Raw genomic sequence first — 20,201 nt, 5'->3', positions numbered from 1 at the left:
GAGCCGATGCCGCCGCACCACTGCTGTGGCTTTTCTTTCTGATCCGCCGGTTGCGGATCGAAGCAAATCCGGGCAGGTTCCTGTCCTGAAGCCTACCACACCGCGCGTCTTCGTCGGACGTGCAATGCACACTTTCAATCGCTGCACATTCCTCAAATCGATTCCGAATTGAGGGATGTGCAGCAGGGACAGAATGGACGGTCGATCATGTCGGATAAGTTGGAGCGGGACGTTTTCGGGCAGACGCAGGCGGGCGAGACCGTCTATCGCGTCGTGATCAAGGGCGGGGGGCTGACGGCCAAGATCATCAGCTGGGGCGCGGTCATCCAGGATCTGCGCCTCGAGGGACATGATGCGCCGCTGCAGCTCGGTTTCGACGATTTTGACAGCTACCCTCTCTATTCGTCCTATTTCGGCGCGACACCCGGCCGCTGCGCCAACCGCGTCGGCGGCGGCAGGTTTGCGCTTGACGACAAGGACTATCAGCTCGAACTGAATGAAAACGGCGTGACGCATCTGCATGGGGGCAGCGACAATATCGCCAAACGCAATTGGACGATCGTCGAGCACGACGTCGACCGCGTTGTGCTGAAGATCGTCGATCCCGATGGCCGCGCCGGCTATCCCGGCAATTGCACCATCCAGGCGACGTTCTGGGTGCACGGCAACGGCGAACTGTCGATCACCTACGAATCGACCAGCGACCATCCGACGCTCGCCAATGTCTGCCAGCACGCCTATTTCAATCTCGACGGCCGCGAAGATGCGCTTGGCCATGACATCATGATAGCCGCCGATCACTATCTGCCGACCGATGAGAAGCAGGTGCCGACCGGCGAGATCCGTTCCGTCGACGGCACGGAATTCGATTTCCGCGAGATGGCGCCGATGAAGCGTTTCGTCGGCAGCGAACAAGTGTTCTATGACCATAATTTCTGCCTGTCCCGCGAGCGTACCGCCAAAAGGAGCGTCGCGCTTGCCCGCAGCCTTTATTCCGGTGTGTCGCTGGAAGTGCGCAGCACCGAGCCAGGCGTGCAGTTCTATGCCGGCTTTAAGCTCGATGTCGGGGCGCCCGGCATCGGCGGGCGCAAATACGGCCCATTTGCCGGCTTCTGCCTGGAGACGCAGGTCTGGCCGGATGCCATCAATCACCAAGGTTTTCCGAATGCGGTCCTGCGCCCCGGCGAAGTGCTGCGCCAGGAGACGGATTATATCTTCACCAAGAACTGAGCATCCTCCGGCGCCGCGCGTTCCTAACGCGAGGTGCTGTCGACGCACGACTGTCAAATTTGAGCGCTATGAAACCCTTGCCGGTCCGCCGGCGAGGGTTTTTTCGTTCCATGTTCGATTGTGCCTTGCCGATTGGTTCTATATAGGTTCTATTGTGCGCCCATGGATAGAACCAGTCTGATAGCGGAACTGAACAGCCGCGGCCTGCGTGACGAGGCGCTGACCGGGCCGCTCTACAAGCGGCTGGCGCAGACGCTGACCGGCCTCATCCAGGAAGGGCTGCTGAAGCCCGGCACCGCGCTGCCGGGTGAACGAGACCTTGCCGAGGCTCTGAAGCTCGGCCGTGTCACCGTGCGCACCGCCTATCGCGATCTGATGGCATCCGGCGCACTGGAATCGCGCCATGGAAGCGGTACTTTCGTGTCGAGCAGAGTGGAGCGCATGGAACAGTCGCTCTGGCGGCTTTCCTCCTTCTCCGCCGACATGCGTTCGCGCGGGCGTTTGCCGGCCGCACGGATATTGTCGCGGGCGGTCAACACGCCGTCGCCGGAGGAATCCTTCCTGCTCGGCCTTAGCGGCGACGAGCCGGTGCTGAGACTCGACCGCTTGCGCCTTGCCGACGGCCTGCCGCTGGCGATTGAACGCGCCGTGGTGCCGATCAAGTTCCTCGGGCACGATGCCGGTGGCGAGGGATCGCTCTATGATGCACTGACGGCCAGCGGCCACAGGCCCGTGCGCGCGCTGCAGCGGCTGACGGCGGTCACGCTCGACCCGTCCTCCGCCGCAATCCTGAACGTCAAATCGGGCGCGCCGGCGCTCCTGATCGAACGTGTGTCGCGGCTGGAAGACCAACGCGTCGTCGAATACACCCGCTCGCATTATCGCGGCGATGCCTATGATTTCGTAGCCGAATTGAGAATCGGAGATGACCTATGAATGACAACCAGTCACTGATGCTGCAAGAAGCCGGCCAATCGCCAGAGGTGGTGGCCACGCTGCTCGAAAAAGAAAAACCGGTCTTTGCCGAGATTGCCCGGCTGTTTTCGTCCGCCCGCCCGAGCGTGGTAACGACGGCGGCGCGCGGCTCCTCGGACCACGCCGCCACCTTTTTCAAATATCTCTTCGAGATTACCTGCGGCGTTCCGGTCGCCTCGGTCGGCCCGTCGATCGCTTCGGTCTATGGTGCGGCGCTGCATCTGAAGGGTGGTGTCCATTTCACCGTCTCGCAGTCGGGTGCCAGCCCCGACATCGTCGCGCTGCAGGATGCGGCGAAGAAGGGCGGAGCGACGACGATTGCCGTCGTCAACGTCACCGACAGCCCGCTTGCGAAACAGGCCGATATCGTTCTCGGCCTCAATGCCGGAGCGGAAAAGAGCGTCGCGGCGACAAAATCCTTCATCGCCTCGGTCGCCGCCCTTGCCGGCGTGACGGCTGCGATCGGCGGCGCGTCCGACCTGGCTGCTGCGCTCGGCAAGCTGCCGGAGGCGCTTTCGGCAACTGCCGGGATCGACACGGCGGCAGCCGAGGAGGTGCTGTTCAACGCGACCTCGCTCTATACCGCCGGCCGCGGCCCGGCTTTCGCGATCGCGCTCGAAGCGGCATTGAAGGCCAAGGAGACCTCCGGCCTGCATGCCGAAGCCTTCTCGCTGGCGGAACTGATGCATGGCCCGATGCGCCTGGTGCAGCCGGGCTTCCCGATCGTCGCTTTTACGCCCGATGATGCGGCCTTCGCCAACAATGTCCAGGCGCTGGAACGCCTGCAGAAACTCGGCGCCACCACCGTCGGCTTCTCGACGCAGCCGCTTTCCGGCGCCCATCTGCGCGTGCCGACGACGGGCAACGGCCTGGTCGATCCGCTGGTGTCGCTGCTCGTCTACTACCGGCTGATCGAGTCGGTGACGCGCCGCAAAGGCTTCGATCCCGACAAGCCGGCAAACCTGCTCAAGGTGACGGAGACGGTCTGATGGGACGCAAGATCTTCCTCGGCACCCGCATCTTCGACGGCGAGCGCTTCCATGACGACAAAGCCCTCATCGTTGCCGATGGCCGCGTCGAAGCGATCGCTGCCAGAAACGATCTGCCGGACGGCGAGGTGGTGACGCTTGCCGGCGGTGTTCTGTCGGCCGGCTTCATCGATGCGCAGGTCAATGGCGGCGCCGGGCGGATGCTGAACGACGAGCCGTCCGTTGCCTCGATGGACATTATCGCCGGCGGGCACCGACCCTATGGCACGACGTCGCTGCTGCCGACGCTGATCACCGATACATCAGAGGCCTCCATTGCCGCCATCGAGGCGGCCAAGGAGGCAGTGAAAATGAACCGCGGCGTCGCCGGCCTGCATCTCGAAGGCCCGCATCTGGCGCCTGCGCGCAAGGGCGCGCATCTGGCCGAACTGATGCGGCCGGTGGAGGACCGCGATGTCAAAGCCTTCATCCGGGCGCGCGAGGCAATCGGCACGCTGCTCGTCACGATGGCCGCCGAGCAGGTGACGGTTGCCCAGGTGCGCGAGCTTGCGGAGGCCGGCGTCACTGTCAGCATCGGCCATTCCGATTGTTCGAGCGAGGCGGCGGAAGAACGTTTCGATGCCGGTGCGCGGGGCGTCACGCATCTCTTCAACGCCATGAGCCAGTTGGGACACCGGGCGCCCGGTCTCGTCGGCGCGGCGATCGATCATCCCTCGACCTGGTGCGGCATTATCGCCGACGGCCATCATGTCGATCCGAAGGCCCTGCGCACGGCGTTGCGCGCCAAACGCGGCGAAGGCAAGCTGTTCTTCGTCACCGACGCGATGTCGCTCGTCGGGTCGGAAAAGGACTCGTTCACGCTGAACGGGCGCACCGTCCGGCGCGAAAGGGGCGGCTTCTGCTCGAAGCTGGTGCTGTCCGACGGCACGCTGGCCGGTTCCGACGTCGACATGATCTCGACCATCCGCTACGGCGTCACCTATCTCGACCTGACGCTCGCCGAGGCTTTGCGTATGGCGACCCTTTATCCGGCCCGGTTCCTCCGGCTTGGCGATCGCGGCCATCTCTCGCCGGGCGCGCGTGCCGATCTCGTGCATCTCACCGATGCGCTTGCCGTCACCGCCACCTGGCTCAGCGGCGAAGCGGCCTGAAATCAAGGAAAAGTGGGATGACCGACATTACCGATGCCTATTTCTCCAACCTCATCGGCCGGCTGGAAGAACTGAAGCAGACGCTTGCCCAGCCGATGGCGCAGGCAGCAGCCGTCATCCTCGATGCTGCCCGCGGCGACAAGCGCGTCTATGTCTTCGGCACCGGCCATTCGCATATGCTGGCGGAAGAGGTGCACTATCGTGCCGGCGGGCTCGCCTTCACCGTGCCGGTACTCGTCGGCTCGGCCATGCTGCATGAGGGCGCGGTCATCAGTTCGGTCTATGAGCGCACGCAGGGCCTGGTGCGGCCGATGCTGGAGCGTTACGGCATGCAGCCGGGCGATGTCATCATCATCGCCTCCAATTCGGGCGTGAACGCCGCGCCGATCGAGGCCGCCGACTATGCGCGCGAAATCGGCGCAAAGGTGATTGCCATCACGTCGATCGCCTACTCTTCAGCGATCGCCAATGGCCGCCGGCGGCTCGCCGACGTGGCCGATGTGGTGCTCGACAACGGGCTGCCACCGGGTGACGCCGTTATCGATCTCGAAGGCACGGGGCTTCGGGTTGGGCCAGTCTCGACGGCGGTCGGGGTGACGGTGATCAATGCGATCTTCGCCGAAGTCGCCTCGGAGCTTTCCAAATCCGGCGATGCGCCGATTTATCTCAGCGCCAACATGCCGGGTGCTGCCGAGATCAACCAGAAGCTCGTCAAGAAATACCGGCCGCGCAACCCGCATCTCTAAAGCATGTCGCGCAAAAGTGTGCCGCGGTTTTGCGATAACGGCATGCGTAAAACAAAGAGCTAAAGCGTCAGGAGCGAATCTGAAAGATTGCGACGCGCTTTAGATGGATGATGCCGAAAAGTGTGAGCGGTTTTCGGCATCATGAGACGGCGGATACAAAAAAGGCCGGCGTGAGCCGGCCTCTTCGATAGGCTGAAACCAGGATCAGTCCTTGGCGCGTTCGACGTAGGAATTGTCTTCCGTGGCGATGACGACGCGGGTGCCGGCATTGATGTGCGGCGGCACCATGGCGCGCACGCCGTTCGACAGTATCGCCGGCTTGTAGGAAGACGAAGCCGTCTGGCCCTTGACGACCGGTTCCGTCTCCATGATTTCGAGCGTGACGTGGCGCGGCATCTGGATCGCCAGCGCAATGCCTTCATGCATTGACAGAACGCAGGTCATGCCTTCCTGCAGATAAGCCTTGTCGTCACCCATCGTGTCGACATCGACGACGACCTGATCGTAGTTTTGAGGGTTCATGAAGTGAAAGCCTTCGCCGTCCTCGTAGAGGAATTGATGGTTCACGTCCTCGACGAAGGCGCGCTCGACCTGTTCGGTGGTGCGCCAGCGCTCGGAAACCTTCACGCCGTCGACGATGCGGCGCATGTCCACCTGGGTGACCGGCGTGCCCTTGCCCGGATGAAAGTTCTGGGCGGTGAGAACGACGTAGAGCTTGCCGTCGACATCGAGAACGTTGCCCTTGCGGACCGAAGAGGCGATGACCTTGACCATAAGACTTCCTTGTAACTCGGCTTTCGGCGTCGTAGATGACTGACGAGACGCTCCAAAGACGCAAATGTTTTTCTTTGGGGCGCAACTAACCTAAAATCCGGGAAATAGCCACCCCCCATACCGGCCTCTCCGGCGAAGAAAGCTTGGAATGAACTCTTCGGCGAAAGCGTCCCCCTGGTGGACCCCGTCCGTGCATGCCGACCGCCGTCCGTTCCTGATCGGGCGTAATGCGATCCAAGCGGCCTTGCGCGGATTTTTTTCGCGCGAGGATTTCATCGAGGTGGATACGGCGGTGCTGCAGATCTCCCCCGGCAACGAGGCGCATCTGCATGCCTTCGCGACGGAAGCACTGACGACGGATGGGCAAAAGGCGCCGTTCTATCTGCACACCTCGCCGGAATTTGCCTGCAAGAAGCTGCTTGCGGCGGGCGAGGAACGCATTTCGTGTTTTGCCCATGTCTACCGCAACCGCGAGCGCGGGCCGCTGCATCATCCCGAGTTCACCATGCTCGAATGGTATCGGGCCGGCGAAAGCTACGAGAGCCTGATGATGGATTGCGTGCGGATCCTGGCGCTGGCGACTGAGACGGCGAAGACCGGGAAGCTTGCCTATCGCGGCGCCGAGAGCGATCCCTTCGCGGGGCCGGAGCGGATCAGCGTTGCCGAAGCGTTCGAGCGTCATGCCGGCATCGATCTTCTCGCCTCGGTCGCAGCCGACGGTTCGACTGACCGCGACCATCTGGCCGCCGAGACGAAGCGCGTCGGCATGCGTGCTGCCGATGACGACGGCTGGGCCGATCTCTTCAGCCGGGTGCTGGTCGAAAAGATCGAACCGCGCCTCGGTTTCGGCCGCATCACCATCCTCGACGAATATCCGGTCTCGGAGGCAGCCCTTGCGCGTCCCTCGGCACGCGATCCGAGGGTTGCCGAGCGTTTCGAGCTCTATGCCTGCGGCGTCGAGCTTGCGAACGGCTTCGGCGAACTCACCAACGCTGCCGAACAGCGGCGACGGTTCGAGATCGAGATGGCCGAGAAGGCGCGGGTCTACGGCGAGACCTATCCGATCGACGAGGATTTTCTCGCTGCGCTGCCGCTGATGCCTGAGGCAAGCGGTATCGCGCTCGGCTTCGACCGGCTGGTGATGCTGGCGACGGGAGCATCGCGCATCGACCAGGTGCTCTGGGCGCCGGTGGCGGAGGTTGGAAGATGAATGCCGTCAAACCGATCAAGAGCGTCGACGATCTTGTGAAGGCGGGGCTGGTCGCGCCTGGCGATCGTGCAGGGCTCGAGGAGGTTGCGGCGCGTTACGCGATTGCGCTGACGCCTGCGATCAGCAAGCTCATCGACCGCACCGATCCCGATGATCCGATCGCTCGGCAATTCGTGCCTGATGCAGCCGAACTCACGATCGCCCCGGAAGAACGCGCCGATCCGATCGGCGATCATGCCCACAGCCCCGTCGAAGGCATCGTTCACCGATATCCCGATCGTGTATTGCTCAAGGCCGTGCATGTCTGCCCGGTCTATTGCCGCTTCTGCTTCCGGCGCGAAATGGTGGGGCCGCAGGGCCTCGGCACACTCGATGCCGCGGCGATGCAGGCCGCTTTCGATTATATAAGCGGTCATGAGGAGATCTGGGAGGTCATCCTCACCGGCGGCGATCCGCTGGTGCTTTCCTCGCGCCGGCTCCACCAGATCATGGAGGCGCTTGCCGGGATCGCGCATGTGAAGATCGTGCGTTTCCATACGCGTGTTCCGGTCGTCGATCCCGGGAAGATCGATGCGGCGATGATCGCGGCACTGAAGGCGAGCGGCAAGACGGTCTATATCGCGCTGCACGCCAACCATGTGAGAGAGCTGACGACGGAAGCGCGGGCCGCCTGCGGCCGCCTCGTCGATGCCGGCATTGCCATGGTCAGCCAGTCGGTGCTGCTCAAGGGCGTCAACGACGATCCCGCCGTGCTGGCGGAGTTGATGAAGGCCTTCGTCGAAATCCGCGTCAAGCCCTATTACCTGCATCATCCGGATCTGGCGCCCGGCACCAGCCATTTCAGAGTGACGATCGAGGAGGGGCAGGAGATCGTCGCGGCATTGCGCGGGCGGATTTCCGGGCTCTGCCAGCCGGCCTACATCCTCGATATCCCAGGCGGTCACGGCAAGGCGGTCGTCAGTGCGAGCGCGATCCGGGCGACAGGCGACGGATGTTATTCCGTCACCGATTATCGCGGCAACGAGCATTCTTATCCGCCGGCCGATTGAGACAAAACGCGGCGTTTTGCGTGTCATTTCTGTACTCTCCACGGCACAAACCAGAGTGTGTCGCAGTATCGAAATTACCTTAAGTCATTGATATAAGGTGGTTGTTTACGACGGTGCGGGAATGATCGCTAAAATCCTAACTGTGAGCCTCAGTCATATTTAACTCAATAAATTAGCGGAATGTTCTGTTTTCCGCACTAAAAGAACGCTCATGACAAGGCGATGAACGCCGGTTCGGGATCATGAGAATCTTGGAGTGATGGGATGAATAAGGCAATCCGCGACCTCGTAGCCAAATTCGGCAAGCTTCCTGGGTCGATCGACCAGGTCGCCGACGACGCCGATCTTTATGCGGCAGGTTTGACGTCCTTTGCTTCTGTGCAGTTGATGCTTGGCCTTGAAGAGGCCTTCGACATCGAATTTCCCGACAATCTCCTGAACCGCAAATCCTTCGCGAGCATCTCGGCGATCGCCAGGACCGTCGATCTCATCCGGGACAGCCGGAAGGTCGCCTGATGAATTTCCCCGTCAAGATCATGCAGGACGGTCTTGTCACAAGGGTGGCCCGTGTCGCCGAAATCGCGGCGAAATACGCGGATACCGTTGATGCCGAAGCCCGCTTCGCTCGGGAAGCCGTCGATGCGATGAAGGCCGAAAGGCTGCTCGGCATCCAGGTGCCGCGCCATCTCGGCGGCGAATCCGCCTCGATCACCGAGATCGCCGAATTGTGCTCGATGCTCGGCCAGGCCTGCGCCGCAAGCGCCATGGTCTTCGCCATGCACCACATCAAGCTGTCGAGCCTCGTTGAACATGGCGTCGACAGCGAATGGCATCGCGGTTTCATGCGCCGCATCGCCGCCGAACAGCTGCTGATCGCATCCGCCACCACCGAAGGCGGTATCGGCGGAAACCTGCGCAACAGCATCTGTGCGGTCGAGGTCGATGGCGACACGTGCCGCCTCGAAAAGGATGCGACCGTCATTTCCTACGGCTCGCACGCCGACGCCATCCTTATCACCTCGCGTGCCCACGCGCAGGCGACTTCCTCCGATCAGGTACTGACGGCATTCCTCAAGGACCAGTACACGCTCGAGAAAACGCATGTCTGGAATACGCTCGGCATGCGCGGTACCTGCTCCGACGGCTTCCTGTTCAAGGGCGAAGCGCCCGCTTGCCAGATTCTGCCGAAGCCTTTCGCTGAGATTGCGGCGCAATCCATGCTTGCCTCCTCGCACCTCTTGTGGAGCGGCGTCTGGTACGGCATCGCCGTCGACGCCGTTGTGCGCGCCCAGGCTTTCGTGCGCGCCGCTGCCCGCAAGGCGCCGGATGCCCAACCGCCGGGCGCGCTGCGCCTCGCCGAGGTTTCGAACCTGCTGCAGATGGTGAAATCCAACGTGGTCGCCGGCCTCAAGGCCTATGAGGATGCCAAGGCCGATGCCGACAGGCTGTCTTCGATGGGATTTGCGGTGGCGATGAACAACGTCAAGATCGCCTCGTCCGAGACGATCCTGGAGATCGTCAACCATGCCATGCTGATCTGCGGCATCATGGGCTATAAGAACGGCACGCCCTTCAGCCTCGGACGCCATCTGCGCGACGCGCATTCCGCACAGCTCATGATTTCGAACGACCGCATCCTCGGCAACACGTCGAGCATGCTTCTTGTCCATAAGCAGGACACTAGCCTACTGGGGTGACAGTCATGGATATGCAGACCTCGTTTCTGGACCGGCTTTTCGAATCCGGTCTGCTGATCGATACCGGCATCGACGGGCTCTACGGCCGTAGCGGCCAGTTCGAAGACGTGATCGCTGCCTTCGAGCGCCTGATCGACACGTTCGGCGGCGCCGATGGTGCCGAAGCCATGCGCTTTCCGCCCGGCATGAACCGCGCCTTCTTCGAGAAGAGCGGCTACATGAAGAGCTTTCCGCAGCTCGCCGGCACGGTCCACAGCTTCTGCGGCAGCGAGCTCGATCATGTCAGCCTGCTGCAATGCATGGAAGTCGGCGAAGACTGGACCAAGGGACAGGAGGCGACCGACATCGTGTTGACGCCGGCTGCCTGCTATCCGCTCTATCCGACGATCGCCAAGCGCGGCAACCTGCCGAAGACGGGCGGCCTTTTCGACCTGCAATCCTATTGCTTCCGCCATGAGCCGTCGAAAGACCCTGCCCGCCAGCAGCTGTTCCGTATGCGCGAATATGTCTGCATGGGTACAGAGCTGCACGTCACCGATTTCCGCCAGCGCTGGATGGATCGCGGCGTCGAGATGATGAAGACCGTCGGCCTCGAGGTGACGATCGACGTCGCCAATGATCCGTTCTTCGGCCGCGCCGGCAAGATGCTCGCCAACAATCAGCGCGACCAGAACCTGAAGTTCGAGCTGCTGATCCCGATCACCTCGGCTGCCAATCCGACCGCCTGCATGAGCTTCAACTACCATCAGGATGCCTTCGGCACGAAGTGGGGTCTCAATCTCGAAGACGGCAGTGTCGCGCACACCGCCTGCGTCGGCTTCGGACTGGAGCGCATCGCCCTTGCCCTCTTCCATCATCACGGACTCGATGTGAAGCAATGGCCGGCCAGCGTACGGAAAGCGCTGTGGGGCTGAGCAAATCGATGACATCGGTCTTTTCGGGAATCCACCCGGAAACCTACCGGCCGCATGCGCTGCATTCCAGTGAGCGCGCCTGGCCGGAAACCAATTGTTATGTCGATCTCTGGATCGAGGTACTGGCGACAGCAGGCGTTGCGCCGGAGGCGATGCTGGGTTTTACCCTGACGCAGGATTTCGAGGGCGACCAGTTCACCTTCTTCAAGGTGCCGCTCGAGGATCTCGAAGCGCTCTACGGCATTCGTGCGACCGAGCTTGCCATCTACGACCGTGTCGAACGCCATGTCGAGGTTCAGATCGCTCGGGCTCGTCTCTGCCTGATCGAAATGGATTCCTTCTACATGCCGGATACGCGCGGCACCGCCTACCGGCAGGAGCACGGCAAGACGACCGTTGCGATCAACCGGCTGGACGTTGCGGCCAAGCGCGTCGATTATTTCCACAATGCCGGTTATTTCCGTCTCGAAGGGGAGGATTTCGACGGACTGTTCCAGCTGCATCTGACGGAAAACGACCCGCCGTTCCTGCCCTATACGGAATTTGCGCGTTTCCCGGAAAGGCCGGCAGACGAGGCGCATCTGCGCGCGACCGCGCGGCGGCTTGCCGGCTTTCACTTCGCCCGGCGTCCCCACGAAAACCCGATCCGCGCCTTTGCAAGCGTTTTTCCGCAACAGGTCGAGGCGGTGGCAGAGCGGCCGTTCGGCTTTTTCCACAAATACGCCTTCAACACACTTCGCCAGGTGGGCGCCAATTTCGAGCTGGCGGCCGATCACCTCGCCTGGGTTTCACCCGATGAATTCGCGGCTGCCGCCGAGCATGCCAGGCGTATTTCGGAGGTGGCGAAGTCGGTGCAGTTCCAGCTTGCCCGCGCCGTCACCCGCAGGAAATTCGAGCCGTTGCAGGCAGCACTTGATCCGGCCGTCGATGCATGGGATTCCATGATGGCGTCGCTTGCGGGGCGAATCTGAGGCCGGAGATCTGACCATGCGGGGGCGTTTGGCAAGCATCGGTGCCGAGGAAAGTCTACTTTCCGAAGGCTGGAACCTGATCCTGACGGAGCCGGGCGCCTGCGCCGTGCCGCACGACATCCCGCTGTCGGCACAATTCATTCCAGCACCGGTTCCCGGCACCGTCGCCGCCGCGCTTGAAAAAGCCGGGCTCTTCGACCGTGAAAATCCCGAGCCGCTGAACACTCGGGATGCCTGGTATCTCTGCCGGCTTTTCGATGCCGAGCCCGGCGACGCGATCCTGCGTTTCGAAGGATTGGCGACGCTCTGCCATGTCTTCCTGAACGGCCAGGAAATCCTGTTTTCCGAGAGCATGTTCACGGCGCACGAGATTCCGGTGACGCTTTCGGGCGGTGACGAACTGGCGCTGTGCTTCCGGGCGCTCGGCCCCCGCCTGTCGGAGCCGGGCCCGCGCGCGCGCTGGCGGCCGCAGATGATCACGCCGGCGGGCTTGAAGAATTTCCGCACGACGCTGCTCGGTCATATGCCCGGCTGGTGCCCCGATATCCATGCCGTCGGGCCATGGCGGGCGATTTCGATGGTGCGGCGTCATCCGATCTCGATCGACAATGTCTCCATCCGCGCCGTATTGGAGGAGAGTGGCGTCGGCCGTCTCAGCGTTTCCCTCCATAGCAATGCCGAGGATCCGGCGATGCTGCTGCGCTGCGGCGGAATGGAGCAGGCCTTCGAGAAGGTCGGTGACAGTCATTACTCGGCTATCCTCAAGCTTTCCGATATCGAGGCATGGTGGCCGCATACGCATGGCGCTCCGCGTCTCTACGCGCTGACGCTGGTTTCCGACGGCGTGGAATATCCGCTCGGCAGGACCGGCTTTCGACGTATCGACGTCGACCGTGGTGCTGATGGCGATGACTTCGCGCTCCTCGTCAACGGCGAACGCATCTTCTGCCGCGGCGCGGTGTGGACGACCGCCGATATCGCGCGATTGCCGGGCGGGCGGGCGGATTATGAGCCGTTCCTGCGGCTGGCCGCTGGAGCCGGCATGAACATGATCCGCATCGGCGGCACGATGGCCTACGAAACGCCTGATTTCTTCGCGCTCTGCGACGAACTCGGCCTGCTCGTCTGGCAGGACTTCATGTTCGCCAATTTCGATTATCCGCGCAACGACAAGGCTTTTCTCGGCCACGTGCATGCGGAGGTCGAAGAATTCCTGCACGGCGTGCAGGCGTCGCCTTCACTGGCCGTGCTTTGCGGCGGCAGCGAAATCCACCAGCAGGCGGCGATGCTCGGCCTGCCGGAGGAATTCTGGAGCGGGCCGGTCACCGATGAAATTATCCCGGCGGTCGTCGCGCGCATGCGCCCTGACGTGCCCTACGTGCCGAACTCGCCGCATGGCGGGGCGATGCCCTTTTCGCCCAATGCCGGTATTGCGCATTATTACGGCGTCGGCGCCTATATGCGGCCGATTGCAGATGCGCGCCGCGCCGATGTGCGTTTTGCCTCCGAAAGCCTCGCATTCGCGCATGTGCCGCAGCAAAGGACGCTGCTGCGTCATCTCGATGTGCCCGCCGTCCACAGCCCGCTGTGGAAGGCTCGCGTGCCCCGCGACCGCAGCGCATCGTGGGATTTCGAGGATGTTCGCGATTTCTACCTGCAGCTTCTCTACGGTTTCGATCCGGCCCATCTGCGCCGCGAAGATCCGGAACGCTATCTCGATTTCTCCCGCGCCGTCACCGGCGAGGTGATCGAGGAGACTTTTGCCGAATGGCGGCGCAAGGGCTCCGCCTGCAACGGTGCGCTCGTCTGGACGCTGCAGGACCTGCTGCCCGGCCCCGGCTGGGGAGTGATCGATTCCACCGGAGAGCCGAAGCCGGCCTGGTATGCGATGCGCCGTGCATTCCGGCCGGTGCAAGCGGTCTTCACCGACGAGGGAACGAACGGTCTCGACGTGCATGTCATCAACGAGACGGATGCAGCACTCGACGTCGAGCTCGAGGTCGTCTGCCTGCGCGGCGGAAAACAGCAGGTCGTCAGCGGCAGCAGGGCCTTCAAGCTGGCGGCAAGAGACACGGAGCGCCTTGCCTGCACCGCGCTGTTCGGCGCCTTCTTCGACACGACCTATGCTTTCCGTTTCGGACCGCCGGCGCATGATGCCAGTGTGGCGCGCCTGCGCTCGCTGGCGAACGGCACCATTCTCGCCGAGAGCTTCCATTTCCCGTGCGGACGGGGGAAGGCGTTGCATGATGCAGGGATCGAAGCATCATTCACCAGAGACGGCGACGACTGGTTCGTTGACCTCAGGACCGACCGGCTGACGCAATCTGTGCATATCGACGTCGAAGGCTATCGGGCCGACGACGACTGGTTCCACCTTGCCCCCGGCGCGATGCGGCGCGTGAAGCTCCACGCGCTGTCCGGCGTGGAAAGCGATATTCCGCCTGCGGGCGAGATCAGAAGTCTAGGCAGTTCGCATCGCGTCGCAATCGAGGGCTGACGCCCCTGCGAAGGATGATGCCGATCCATTGGGAAAGACCGTGATTTGAGAACGATATACCGCTTTCTGCGCGCCCATGTCCTGCAGCGGCTGATCCCGCGGTCGCGTCTTGCCTTCAATCCGCGCAGGCCGGTGGAAATCGTCGGCTATCTCTCGATGGCGGTCGGCGTCGGCGAATCGGCAAGGCTCTGCGCCGGCGCTCTATCGGAGGCTGGGCGGGCGATTTCGCTCTCCGACGTCAGCACGCATCCAGACGAGAATTCCTTTGCCGGATGGATGCCGTCACATCTCTCCACCGAACCCGCGGGGAGCCGGATCTGGCATCTCAATCCGCCGATGCTGCCGCGCGCCATCCTGAAGAAGGGCGTTGCCAATTTCACCCGCGCCTTCAACATCGGCTATTTCGCCTGGGAGCTCGAAGTCGTGCCGGCCGAGTGGCGCAATGCGATGCATTACATGAATGCCGTCTTCGTGCCGTCGGAATTCACGAGGCGGGCGATAGCGCCCCTCACTGCGGCACCGGTCATCGTCGTTCCGCATCCTGTCACCGAGAAGCCGGCGACGGAAGGCATGCGTCAGAAATTCGGCATCGATGAAGACGCCTTTCTCGTCAGCTTCATCTTCAGCGCCGGCTCCTCGATCAACCGGAAGAATCCGCAGGCCGTCATCGAGGCCTTCAGGATATTTGCCGCCGATTGCCCCAGCGCCTTCCTGTTGATGAAGGCCAGTGGCGACATCAACAATGACGAGGGCCTTCGCGAATTGGTCGCCTCGGTCGCGGGTAATACCCGGATCAGGATCGTCACCGACAGGATGTCGGACTCCGATATTAATGGCCTCATCCGCTGTTCAGACGCCTATCTTTCACTGCATCGTTCCGAGGGTTTCGGGCTGACGGTGGCCGAGGCGATCATGCAGCGTACGCCTGTCATTTCCACGGCCTGGTCGGGCACGGTGGATTTCTGCGATCCCGACAACAGCTGGCCGGTTGCCTCTCCCCTCATTCCGGTGGTCGATACCCATCCCGAATTTGCCGGGCTCGAAGGCGCGGTCTGGGCCGATCCCTCTCCAGAAGCAGCCGCCGCGCACCTGCAAGATATCTTCCGCACACCCGAGCGTGCACGAGAGAAGGCCGAGAAGGCGCGAGAGTTCCTGCTGCGTTACCTCGCGGAAAACAGCTACGAGAAGGCGCTTCAGACGCTGGCGGCGATGCAGGCCAGCTAAGGTGTCACTCCGCTTTATTTTAACATTTTCGCATTAGAGATGGCGGGTATGCGGCTTTAGAGCATGTCGCGCAAAAGTGTGCAGCGGTTTTGCGATAACGACATGCGTAAAAACAAAAACCTAAAGTGCGAGGAGCGATCTGAAGATCGCGACGCGCTTTAGGCCGATCCTGACGGATGGACAGATGTCGAAGGGTATTATCGCAAACTCGGTGATGAACGCAGCGGCAGGCATGCTGCTGCTTCTGACGGGCTTTGTTTCATCGATCATAACCGCGCGGCTGCTCGGGCCGGAAGCCAACGGCATCGTCGCCTTCTCGCTCTGGCTGGTGGTGACCGGCGCCTCGATCGCCGAGCTCGGCTCCAGCATCACGCTGCTGAAGACCTTGCCGCAACTTTCGGCGGAAGGCTTCGACGCGCGCCGCCGCCGGGGTTTTGCCGCCATCCTCGTCAGCTTCATGATGTTCTCGACCGTCGTGCTGCTGGCGCTCTACGCGCTGTTCTTCCTGACTTCCGAAAAGATGCACTGGGCCGACACCGCGCCATCCGTCGCCCTAGTCACGGGGGTGCTGTTCTTCATCCAGGCGATCGGATCCTTCGTCAAATTCTACCTGATCGGCGAAAAGAAGCTGGGCGCCTTCTTTAAGCTGACGGTCGCCGTCTCGATCGTGCAGCTTGCCGGCGTTGCCGTCGGCGCCGTTTTCTACGGCGTCGAGGGCGTTCTCGTCGGTTATGCGCTCGGCCAGCTCGTGCTGTTTTTCGCCACCCTGCCGATCCTTCTGGCGCGGCGCGACTGGTGCGGGGTCTCGCTGAAATATCTCGCCTCCTCCTCCGTCATCCTGTCGATCCAGTTCATCATCGATTCCATTTTCCTAAACCGCCTCGAGTTGCTGTTCCTTCAGCAGTTCTGGTCGGTAGAGATGGTCGGCTATTATGCCGTCGGCCTGTCGATTGCGAATATCGCGCTGCAACTGCCGATCCAGATGACCGGCAGCCTGCTGCCCTATTATTCCGAGCGGCGGCACAGCAGCGACGATTCGACATTGCCGGTCGAGGTCTTCACCGCCGTTACCCGCAGCATGGCCTATATCGTGCTGCCGATGAGCCTCGGGCTTGCCGCGATCTCCAGCGAACTGGTGCTTGTGGTGTTCGGCGAAGCGTTCCGCCGCAGCGGGACGGTGGTGGCGCTGCTTGCGCTTGTTGCTCCTGCCTATACCTTCATGCAGATCCTCAGCCTCTACCTGCTGTCGATGGACAGGGCCCGCTCTCGCCTGAACATCAGTGTAATAGGTGGCCTACTGATGGTAGCGGGTTGTTTACTGATCATACCTAGGCTTGCTGCCGAGGGTGCCGCACTCGTGCGCATCTTCGTATTCGTTGCGATGTCGGTGATGATGATCAGACAGACAGGATTCGGATCCCAGCTTTCGGGTCTCTACGCGAGCCTGACGAAGGTGACACTCGCCTCCGTGCTCTGTGCTTGCGGCGCGATTTCCGTCCTGGAATTCGTCCAGGGTCCGCTCGGCCTCGTCGGCGCGATCATCGTCGGCGCATTCTGCTATTTCGCAGCACTGCGGGTGCTGCGCGCCGTGCCGGGCGAGGATGTCGAAGTCATGCGCTCCATTCTCGAGAAGATGCCGTCCCTGCTGCGCCGGCCGGTCGGCCATGCGATCAATTTCATCGCGCCGCGGCTTCCCGGCGATCCCGATCGCGCCAAGGTCGCGCCTGGTGAATTCTCGCTCGAGCCGGCAGAAGGCGCGGGACGGAGTGCCGCCCTGCCTGTCGTCTTCGACGGCACGATCGGGCTGTTCATGCCTGAGAATCCTCTCGCCAAGAAACGTTCGGCCGCCGTGCTCTTCGTCAGTCCCTGGGGTTTCGAGGAGATGTGCAGCCGGAAATTCTTCCGCGTCGCGGCCGAGCATTTCTCCGATATCGGCGTGGCGAGCCTGCGCTTCGACTATCGCGGCACCGGTGACGCGCTCGATTTCGCCGCGCTGCCGGCAAGGCTGGAAACCTGGGAAAACTCGATCCGTGCGGCCGCCGCCGAGCTGAAATCACTGAGCGGCTGCGACCGCGTCATCCTCATCGCCCAAGGCCTCGGCGCGACCCTTGCCCATCGCGTCGGTTCCTCGATCGACGGCGTCGACAGCCTCGTCATGCTGGCGCCGGTGCTGAGCGGCAGAGCCTATCTACGCGAACTCAACATGTGGTCCAAGATCATCGATGCCGATCTCGGCCTCGGCAAGGAGCATGTCCAGACCGCCAAGGTGCAGATCGCCGGGCTCGTCATGCCCGAAGAGATCGCTGCCGAGCTCGGCAAGCTCAGCATCGCCTCGCCGCAGGGGATCGCAGCCCCCCGCTATCTGATCCTCGAACGTCCTGCCAAGGCCGAGGATACCGGTTTTGCCGATGCGCTGAAGGCGCTTGGCGCCGATGTCGAGCAGAAGGCTTTCGAAGGTTATGACGAGCTCGCCACCAATCCGCTGTTTGCCAAGACGCCGATGGCTGTCGTGGCGCTGCTGACGGCTTGGCTGGAGGCGACGACGACGGAAACATCCGCCGCCCATTCGCCGGCAGCGATCGACAACCCGCCGCTTGCCGGCGAAGGTTTTGAGGAAACGCCGGTCCGTTTCGGAAGCCATAACCATCTGGTCGGCGTCGTCAGCCGGCCGCTCGGCGAGATCAAGGGCAATGCCGTGCTCTTCCTGTCGACGGCCTATGACCGGCACGCCGGCTGGGGACGCACGACGGTTGATATGGCGCGCGAGCTTGCCCGCCAAGGCGTCGTTTCGCTGCGCTTTGATTCCGCCAATGTCGGCGACAGCCCGCCGCGGCCGGATGCGCCGGAACAGGTGCTTTATTCGGATACGCAGACCGCAGATGCTGTCGCCGCGCTCGATCTACTCGAAAACGTCGTCGCCGGTCCCGTCATGGTCGCCGGCCGATGCAGCGGCGGCTATGTCGCCTTCCGCGCCGGCGTCGCCGACGAACGGCTGAAGGCAGTCGTGTCGATCAATCCGTTCGTCTATTACTGGGATCCCGACGTGCCGGTTCGCCGGGAGCATGTCGTCTCGGTCCCGCGTAGCCTTGATGATTACAGCCAGCGCCTGGCGCGACTCGACACGCTGAAGCGGCTGCTGCGCGGCCAGGTCGACGTCGTTGCGGCGCTGCAGAACATCGTCATCGCCGCCGGCCGCCGGCTGTCGCCGTGGATCGCGCCGCTGCTCGAGCTGCTTCCCGACCGGCGCCATATCGCCCGCGAGGTCCGGCACTCATTCGCGCTGTTCGGTAAGCGTAAGGTACCGCTGACACTGATCTACAGCGAGGCCGATGTCGGGCTCGACCACGTCTATTTCCACTTCGGACCGCGCGGCGCCAGGCTTTCCCGCTATCCGAACGTGCGGCTGCTGATGCTGCCGGATGCCGATCACAATCTGACGCCGCCGCAATCGCGTAAATTCGTGCTCGACGAGATCATCCGTCTGGCGAAAGCATAACCGGCGATGCTACAGCGCCGCGTCGTTTCACACGCGCAATGCTGTAGCTTATGCGGCAGGAAGACGGGATCAGATGCTTTCCGCGGCGACGACATCAAGCGATCTGTAGAGATCGATATAGCGTCCGGCGACGATATCCCAGGAATAGCCGCGGGCGGCGTCGAGAAGCTCTGTTCGAACGGTGTCCGGTTGGCGCCAAAGGTGTTCATAGGCCGTTTCGAGCGCCGTGGCGGCGGTCTCAGAATTGGTGAAATCGGCAAGCATGAGAGCGGGATGCCGGGCGGCAAGCGTCGCAAAGGCATCGTTGGCGTTCAGCACCGGCAGGAGACCGGCGCTCATCGCCTCCAGCGCCACCAGGCCGAACCCTTCATATTCCGAGGCGGAGGCGAAAATCGAGGCTTCTGCGATGACGCGCCGGATGGTGTCGTTGTCGGGCGACACATGCAGGGTGACGCGGCCGGAAAGATGGCGGCTTTCGATTGCGCCTTCGACATCCGCCCGGTCCAGGTCGGATTCGGCGCCGACGATGTCGAGATGCCATTCCGGGTCGCGGGTCTTCAGCGCGGCCATCGCATCGAGCAGATGGTCGATGCGCTTGTTCACCGAGAACCGGCCGATCGTGACGATGCGGCGCTTTGCCCGGCGCGAAGCGGTGTCGGCGAATTTGCCGATATCGGCGCCGTTTTCGATCAGCAGGCTGTCGGGCACGATCTCGGAAAACTGCTTGAGGTCGGAGGCGCTGCAGCAGACGACACGGCGGTAGGCCATCGCCGAAGCACGGGTCAATGTCCGGAACCAGATCTTCTTGATCGTCGCGTATTTCCGCGTGTGGAAGAAGCCGCCATGGGTGGTGACGATCATCGGCTTGCCGTGCAGCCGCCGGCCCCAGGCGAGCGCGTCGAAGAAGAAGTCGATGGCATGGACATGCACGAGATCGGCATCGGCGAGATGGCGGAAAACCTGCGGTGCCAGCGGATAGCGGCTGGTGCCGGACCAGGGAATGCGCACCACCTCGATGCCATCGATATCTTCGCGAAGCGGCAGCTTGTCTTCAGGCGCGGTGAAGAGCGAATCCAGCGTGACGACGCGTACGCGATAGCCGCGGCGCACGGTCTGGCGGGCGAGATTGGCGACCACGTCTTCCAGGCCGCCGCGATTGGGCAGGAACTGGCGCACGACATGGACGATCAGCGGGACCGTCTCCAACTGCGGCTTTGCGCGCGCCCTATTTGCCTCGACGATCGACATTTTCCACCTAACGCTGCACGTGCCGGCCCG

General features: G+C 62.5%; 16 protein-coding genes. 14 read left to right on the top strand and 2 right to left on the bottom strand.

All coding sequences use genetic code 11. The features are described 5' to 3' along the window. The first annotated feature begins 207 nt into the window (after positions 1–207). From RlegSU303_RS21970 to RlegSU303_RS21950, 5 genes are all read left to right on the top strand, one after another. Positions 208–1,230: an aldose epimerase family protein gene (locus RlegSU303_RS21970; RefSeq protein ID WP_168279269.1), complete on the top strand. Its 1,023-nt coding sequence runs from the start codon at positions 208–210 to the stop codon at positions 1,228–1,230. Between the two features lie 162 nt (positions 1,231–1,392). Continuing rightward, a complete protein-coding gene (locus tag RlegSU303_RS21965; protein ID WP_131644562.1) occupies positions 1,393–2,166 on the top strand; it encodes a GntR family transcriptional regulator in 774 nt (257 codons plus the stop codon). Continuing rightward, positions 2,163–3,194, top strand: a complete 1,032-nt coding sequence (locus RlegSU303_RS21960; protein WP_131628249.1) for an SIS domain-containing protein — start codon at positions 2,163–2,165, stop codon at positions 3,192–3,194. The genes RlegSU303_RS21965 and RlegSU303_RS21960 overlap by 4 nt, the downstream gene beginning before the upstream one ends. Beyond that, positions 3,194–4,345, top strand: a complete 1,152-nt coding sequence (nagA, locus tag RlegSU303_RS21955) for an N-acetylglucosamine-6-phosphate deacetylase (protein ID WP_131644561.1) — start codon at positions 3,194–3,196, stop codon at positions 4,343–4,345. Before RlegSU303_RS21960 ends, nagA begins: the two co-directional genes overlap by 1 nt. Positions 4,346–4,362: 17 nt before the next feature. Then, the gene (locus RlegSU303_RS21950; protein ID WP_029870843.1) at positions 4,363–5,091 is read left to right on the top strand and encodes an SIS domain-containing protein; all 729 of its coding nucleotides are present in this window, start codon (positions 4,363–4,365) and stop codon (positions 5,089–5,091) included. A 204-nt stretch (positions 5,092–5,295) separates the two neighbouring features. Here RlegSU303_RS21950 and efp read toward each other — a convergent pair whose 3' ends face one another. Next, positions 5,296–5,865, bottom strand: coding sequence for an elongation factor P (efp, locus tag RlegSU303_RS21945; protein ID WP_017962511.1), 570 nt, complete (start codon positions 5,863–5,865; stop codon positions 5,296–5,298). A 148-nt stretch (positions 5,866–6,013) separates the two neighbouring features. On the opposite strand from efp, the gene epmA reads away from it, so the two are divergent. The 9 genes from epmA (at position 6,014) to RlegSU303_RS21900 (ending at position 18,923) form a co-directional block, all read left to right on the top strand. Further along, a complete protein-coding gene (epmA, locus tag RlegSU303_RS21940; RefSeq protein WP_131644560.1) occupies positions 6,014–7,075 on the top strand; it encodes an EF-P lysine aminoacylase EpmA in 1,062 nt (353 codons plus the stop codon). Further along, a complete protein-coding gene (locus RlegSU303_RS21935) occupies positions 7,072–8,124 on the top strand; it encodes a lysine-2,3-aminomutase-like protein (RefSeq protein ID WP_131644559.1) in 1,053 nt (350 codons plus the stop codon). The genes epmA and RlegSU303_RS21935 overlap by 4 nt, the downstream gene beginning before the upstream one ends. 264 nt (positions 8,125–8,388) lie before the next feature. Further along, positions 8,389–8,640 carry an acyl carrier protein gene (locus tag RlegSU303_RS21930; RefSeq protein WP_003543737.1) on the top strand — a complete coding sequence of 84 codons (252 nt, stop codon included), beginning with the start codon at positions 8,389–8,391 and terminating at the stop codon, positions 8,638–8,640. Beyond that, positions 8,640–9,821: an acyl-CoA dehydrogenase family protein gene (locus RlegSU303_RS21925; protein WP_231283309.1), complete on the top strand. Its 1,182-nt coding sequence runs from the start codon at positions 8,640–8,642 to the stop codon at positions 9,819–9,821. Before RlegSU303_RS21930 ends, RlegSU303_RS21925 begins: the two co-directional genes overlap by 1 nt. Before the next feature lie 5 nt (positions 9,822–9,826). Further along, on the top strand, positions 9,827–10,735 hold the full coding sequence (locus RlegSU303_RS21920; RefSeq protein WP_026158933.1) for an amino acid--[acyl-carrier-protein] ligase: 909 nt from the start codon (positions 9,827–9,829) through the stop codon (positions 10,733–10,735). An 8-nt stretch (positions 10,736–10,743) separates the two neighbouring features. Further along, positions 10,744–11,706, top strand: coding sequence for a DUF1839 family protein (locus RlegSU303_RS21915; protein WP_043294775.1), 963 nt, complete (start codon positions 10,744–10,746; stop codon positions 11,704–11,706). 16 nt (positions 11,707–11,722) lie between these two features. Beyond that, positions 11,723–14,203, top strand: a complete 2,481-nt coding sequence (locus RlegSU303_RS21910) for a glycoside hydrolase family 2 protein (RefSeq protein WP_094087143.1) — start codon at positions 11,723–11,725, stop codon at positions 14,201–14,203. A gap of 45 nt (positions 14,204–14,248) precedes the next feature. Then, complete coding sequence (locus RlegSU303_RS21905; protein WP_094087144.1) at positions 14,249–15,427, top strand: glycosyltransferase family 4 protein; 1,179 nt, start codon at positions 14,249–14,251, stop codon at positions 15,425–15,427. Positions 15,428–15,611: 184 nt separating this feature from the next. Then, positions 15,612–18,923, top strand: a complete 3,312-nt coding sequence (locus tag RlegSU303_RS21900) for an oligosaccharide flippase family protein (protein WP_017962502.1) — start codon at positions 15,612–15,614, stop codon at positions 18,921–18,923. 69 nt (positions 18,924–18,992) lie between these two features. Here RlegSU303_RS21900 and RlegSU303_RS21895 read toward each other — a convergent pair whose 3' ends face one another. Beyond that, complete coding sequence (locus RlegSU303_RS21895; protein WP_168279265.1) at positions 18,993–20,171, bottom strand: glycosyltransferase family 4 protein; 1,179 nt, start codon at positions 20,169–20,171, stop codon at positions 18,993–18,995. Positions 20,172–20,201: the final 30 nt, after the last annotated feature.

This window comes from Rhizobium sp. SU303, from assembly GCF_021052345.1.
In the GTDB taxonomy this organism is placed as follows: domain Bacteria; phylum Pseudomonadota; class Alphaproteobacteria; order Rhizobiales; family Rhizobiaceae; genus Rhizobium; species Rhizobium laguerreae.
Note: the sequence above shows the minus strand (reverse complement) of the source record. Positions and strands in the feature narration are given on the sequence as shown.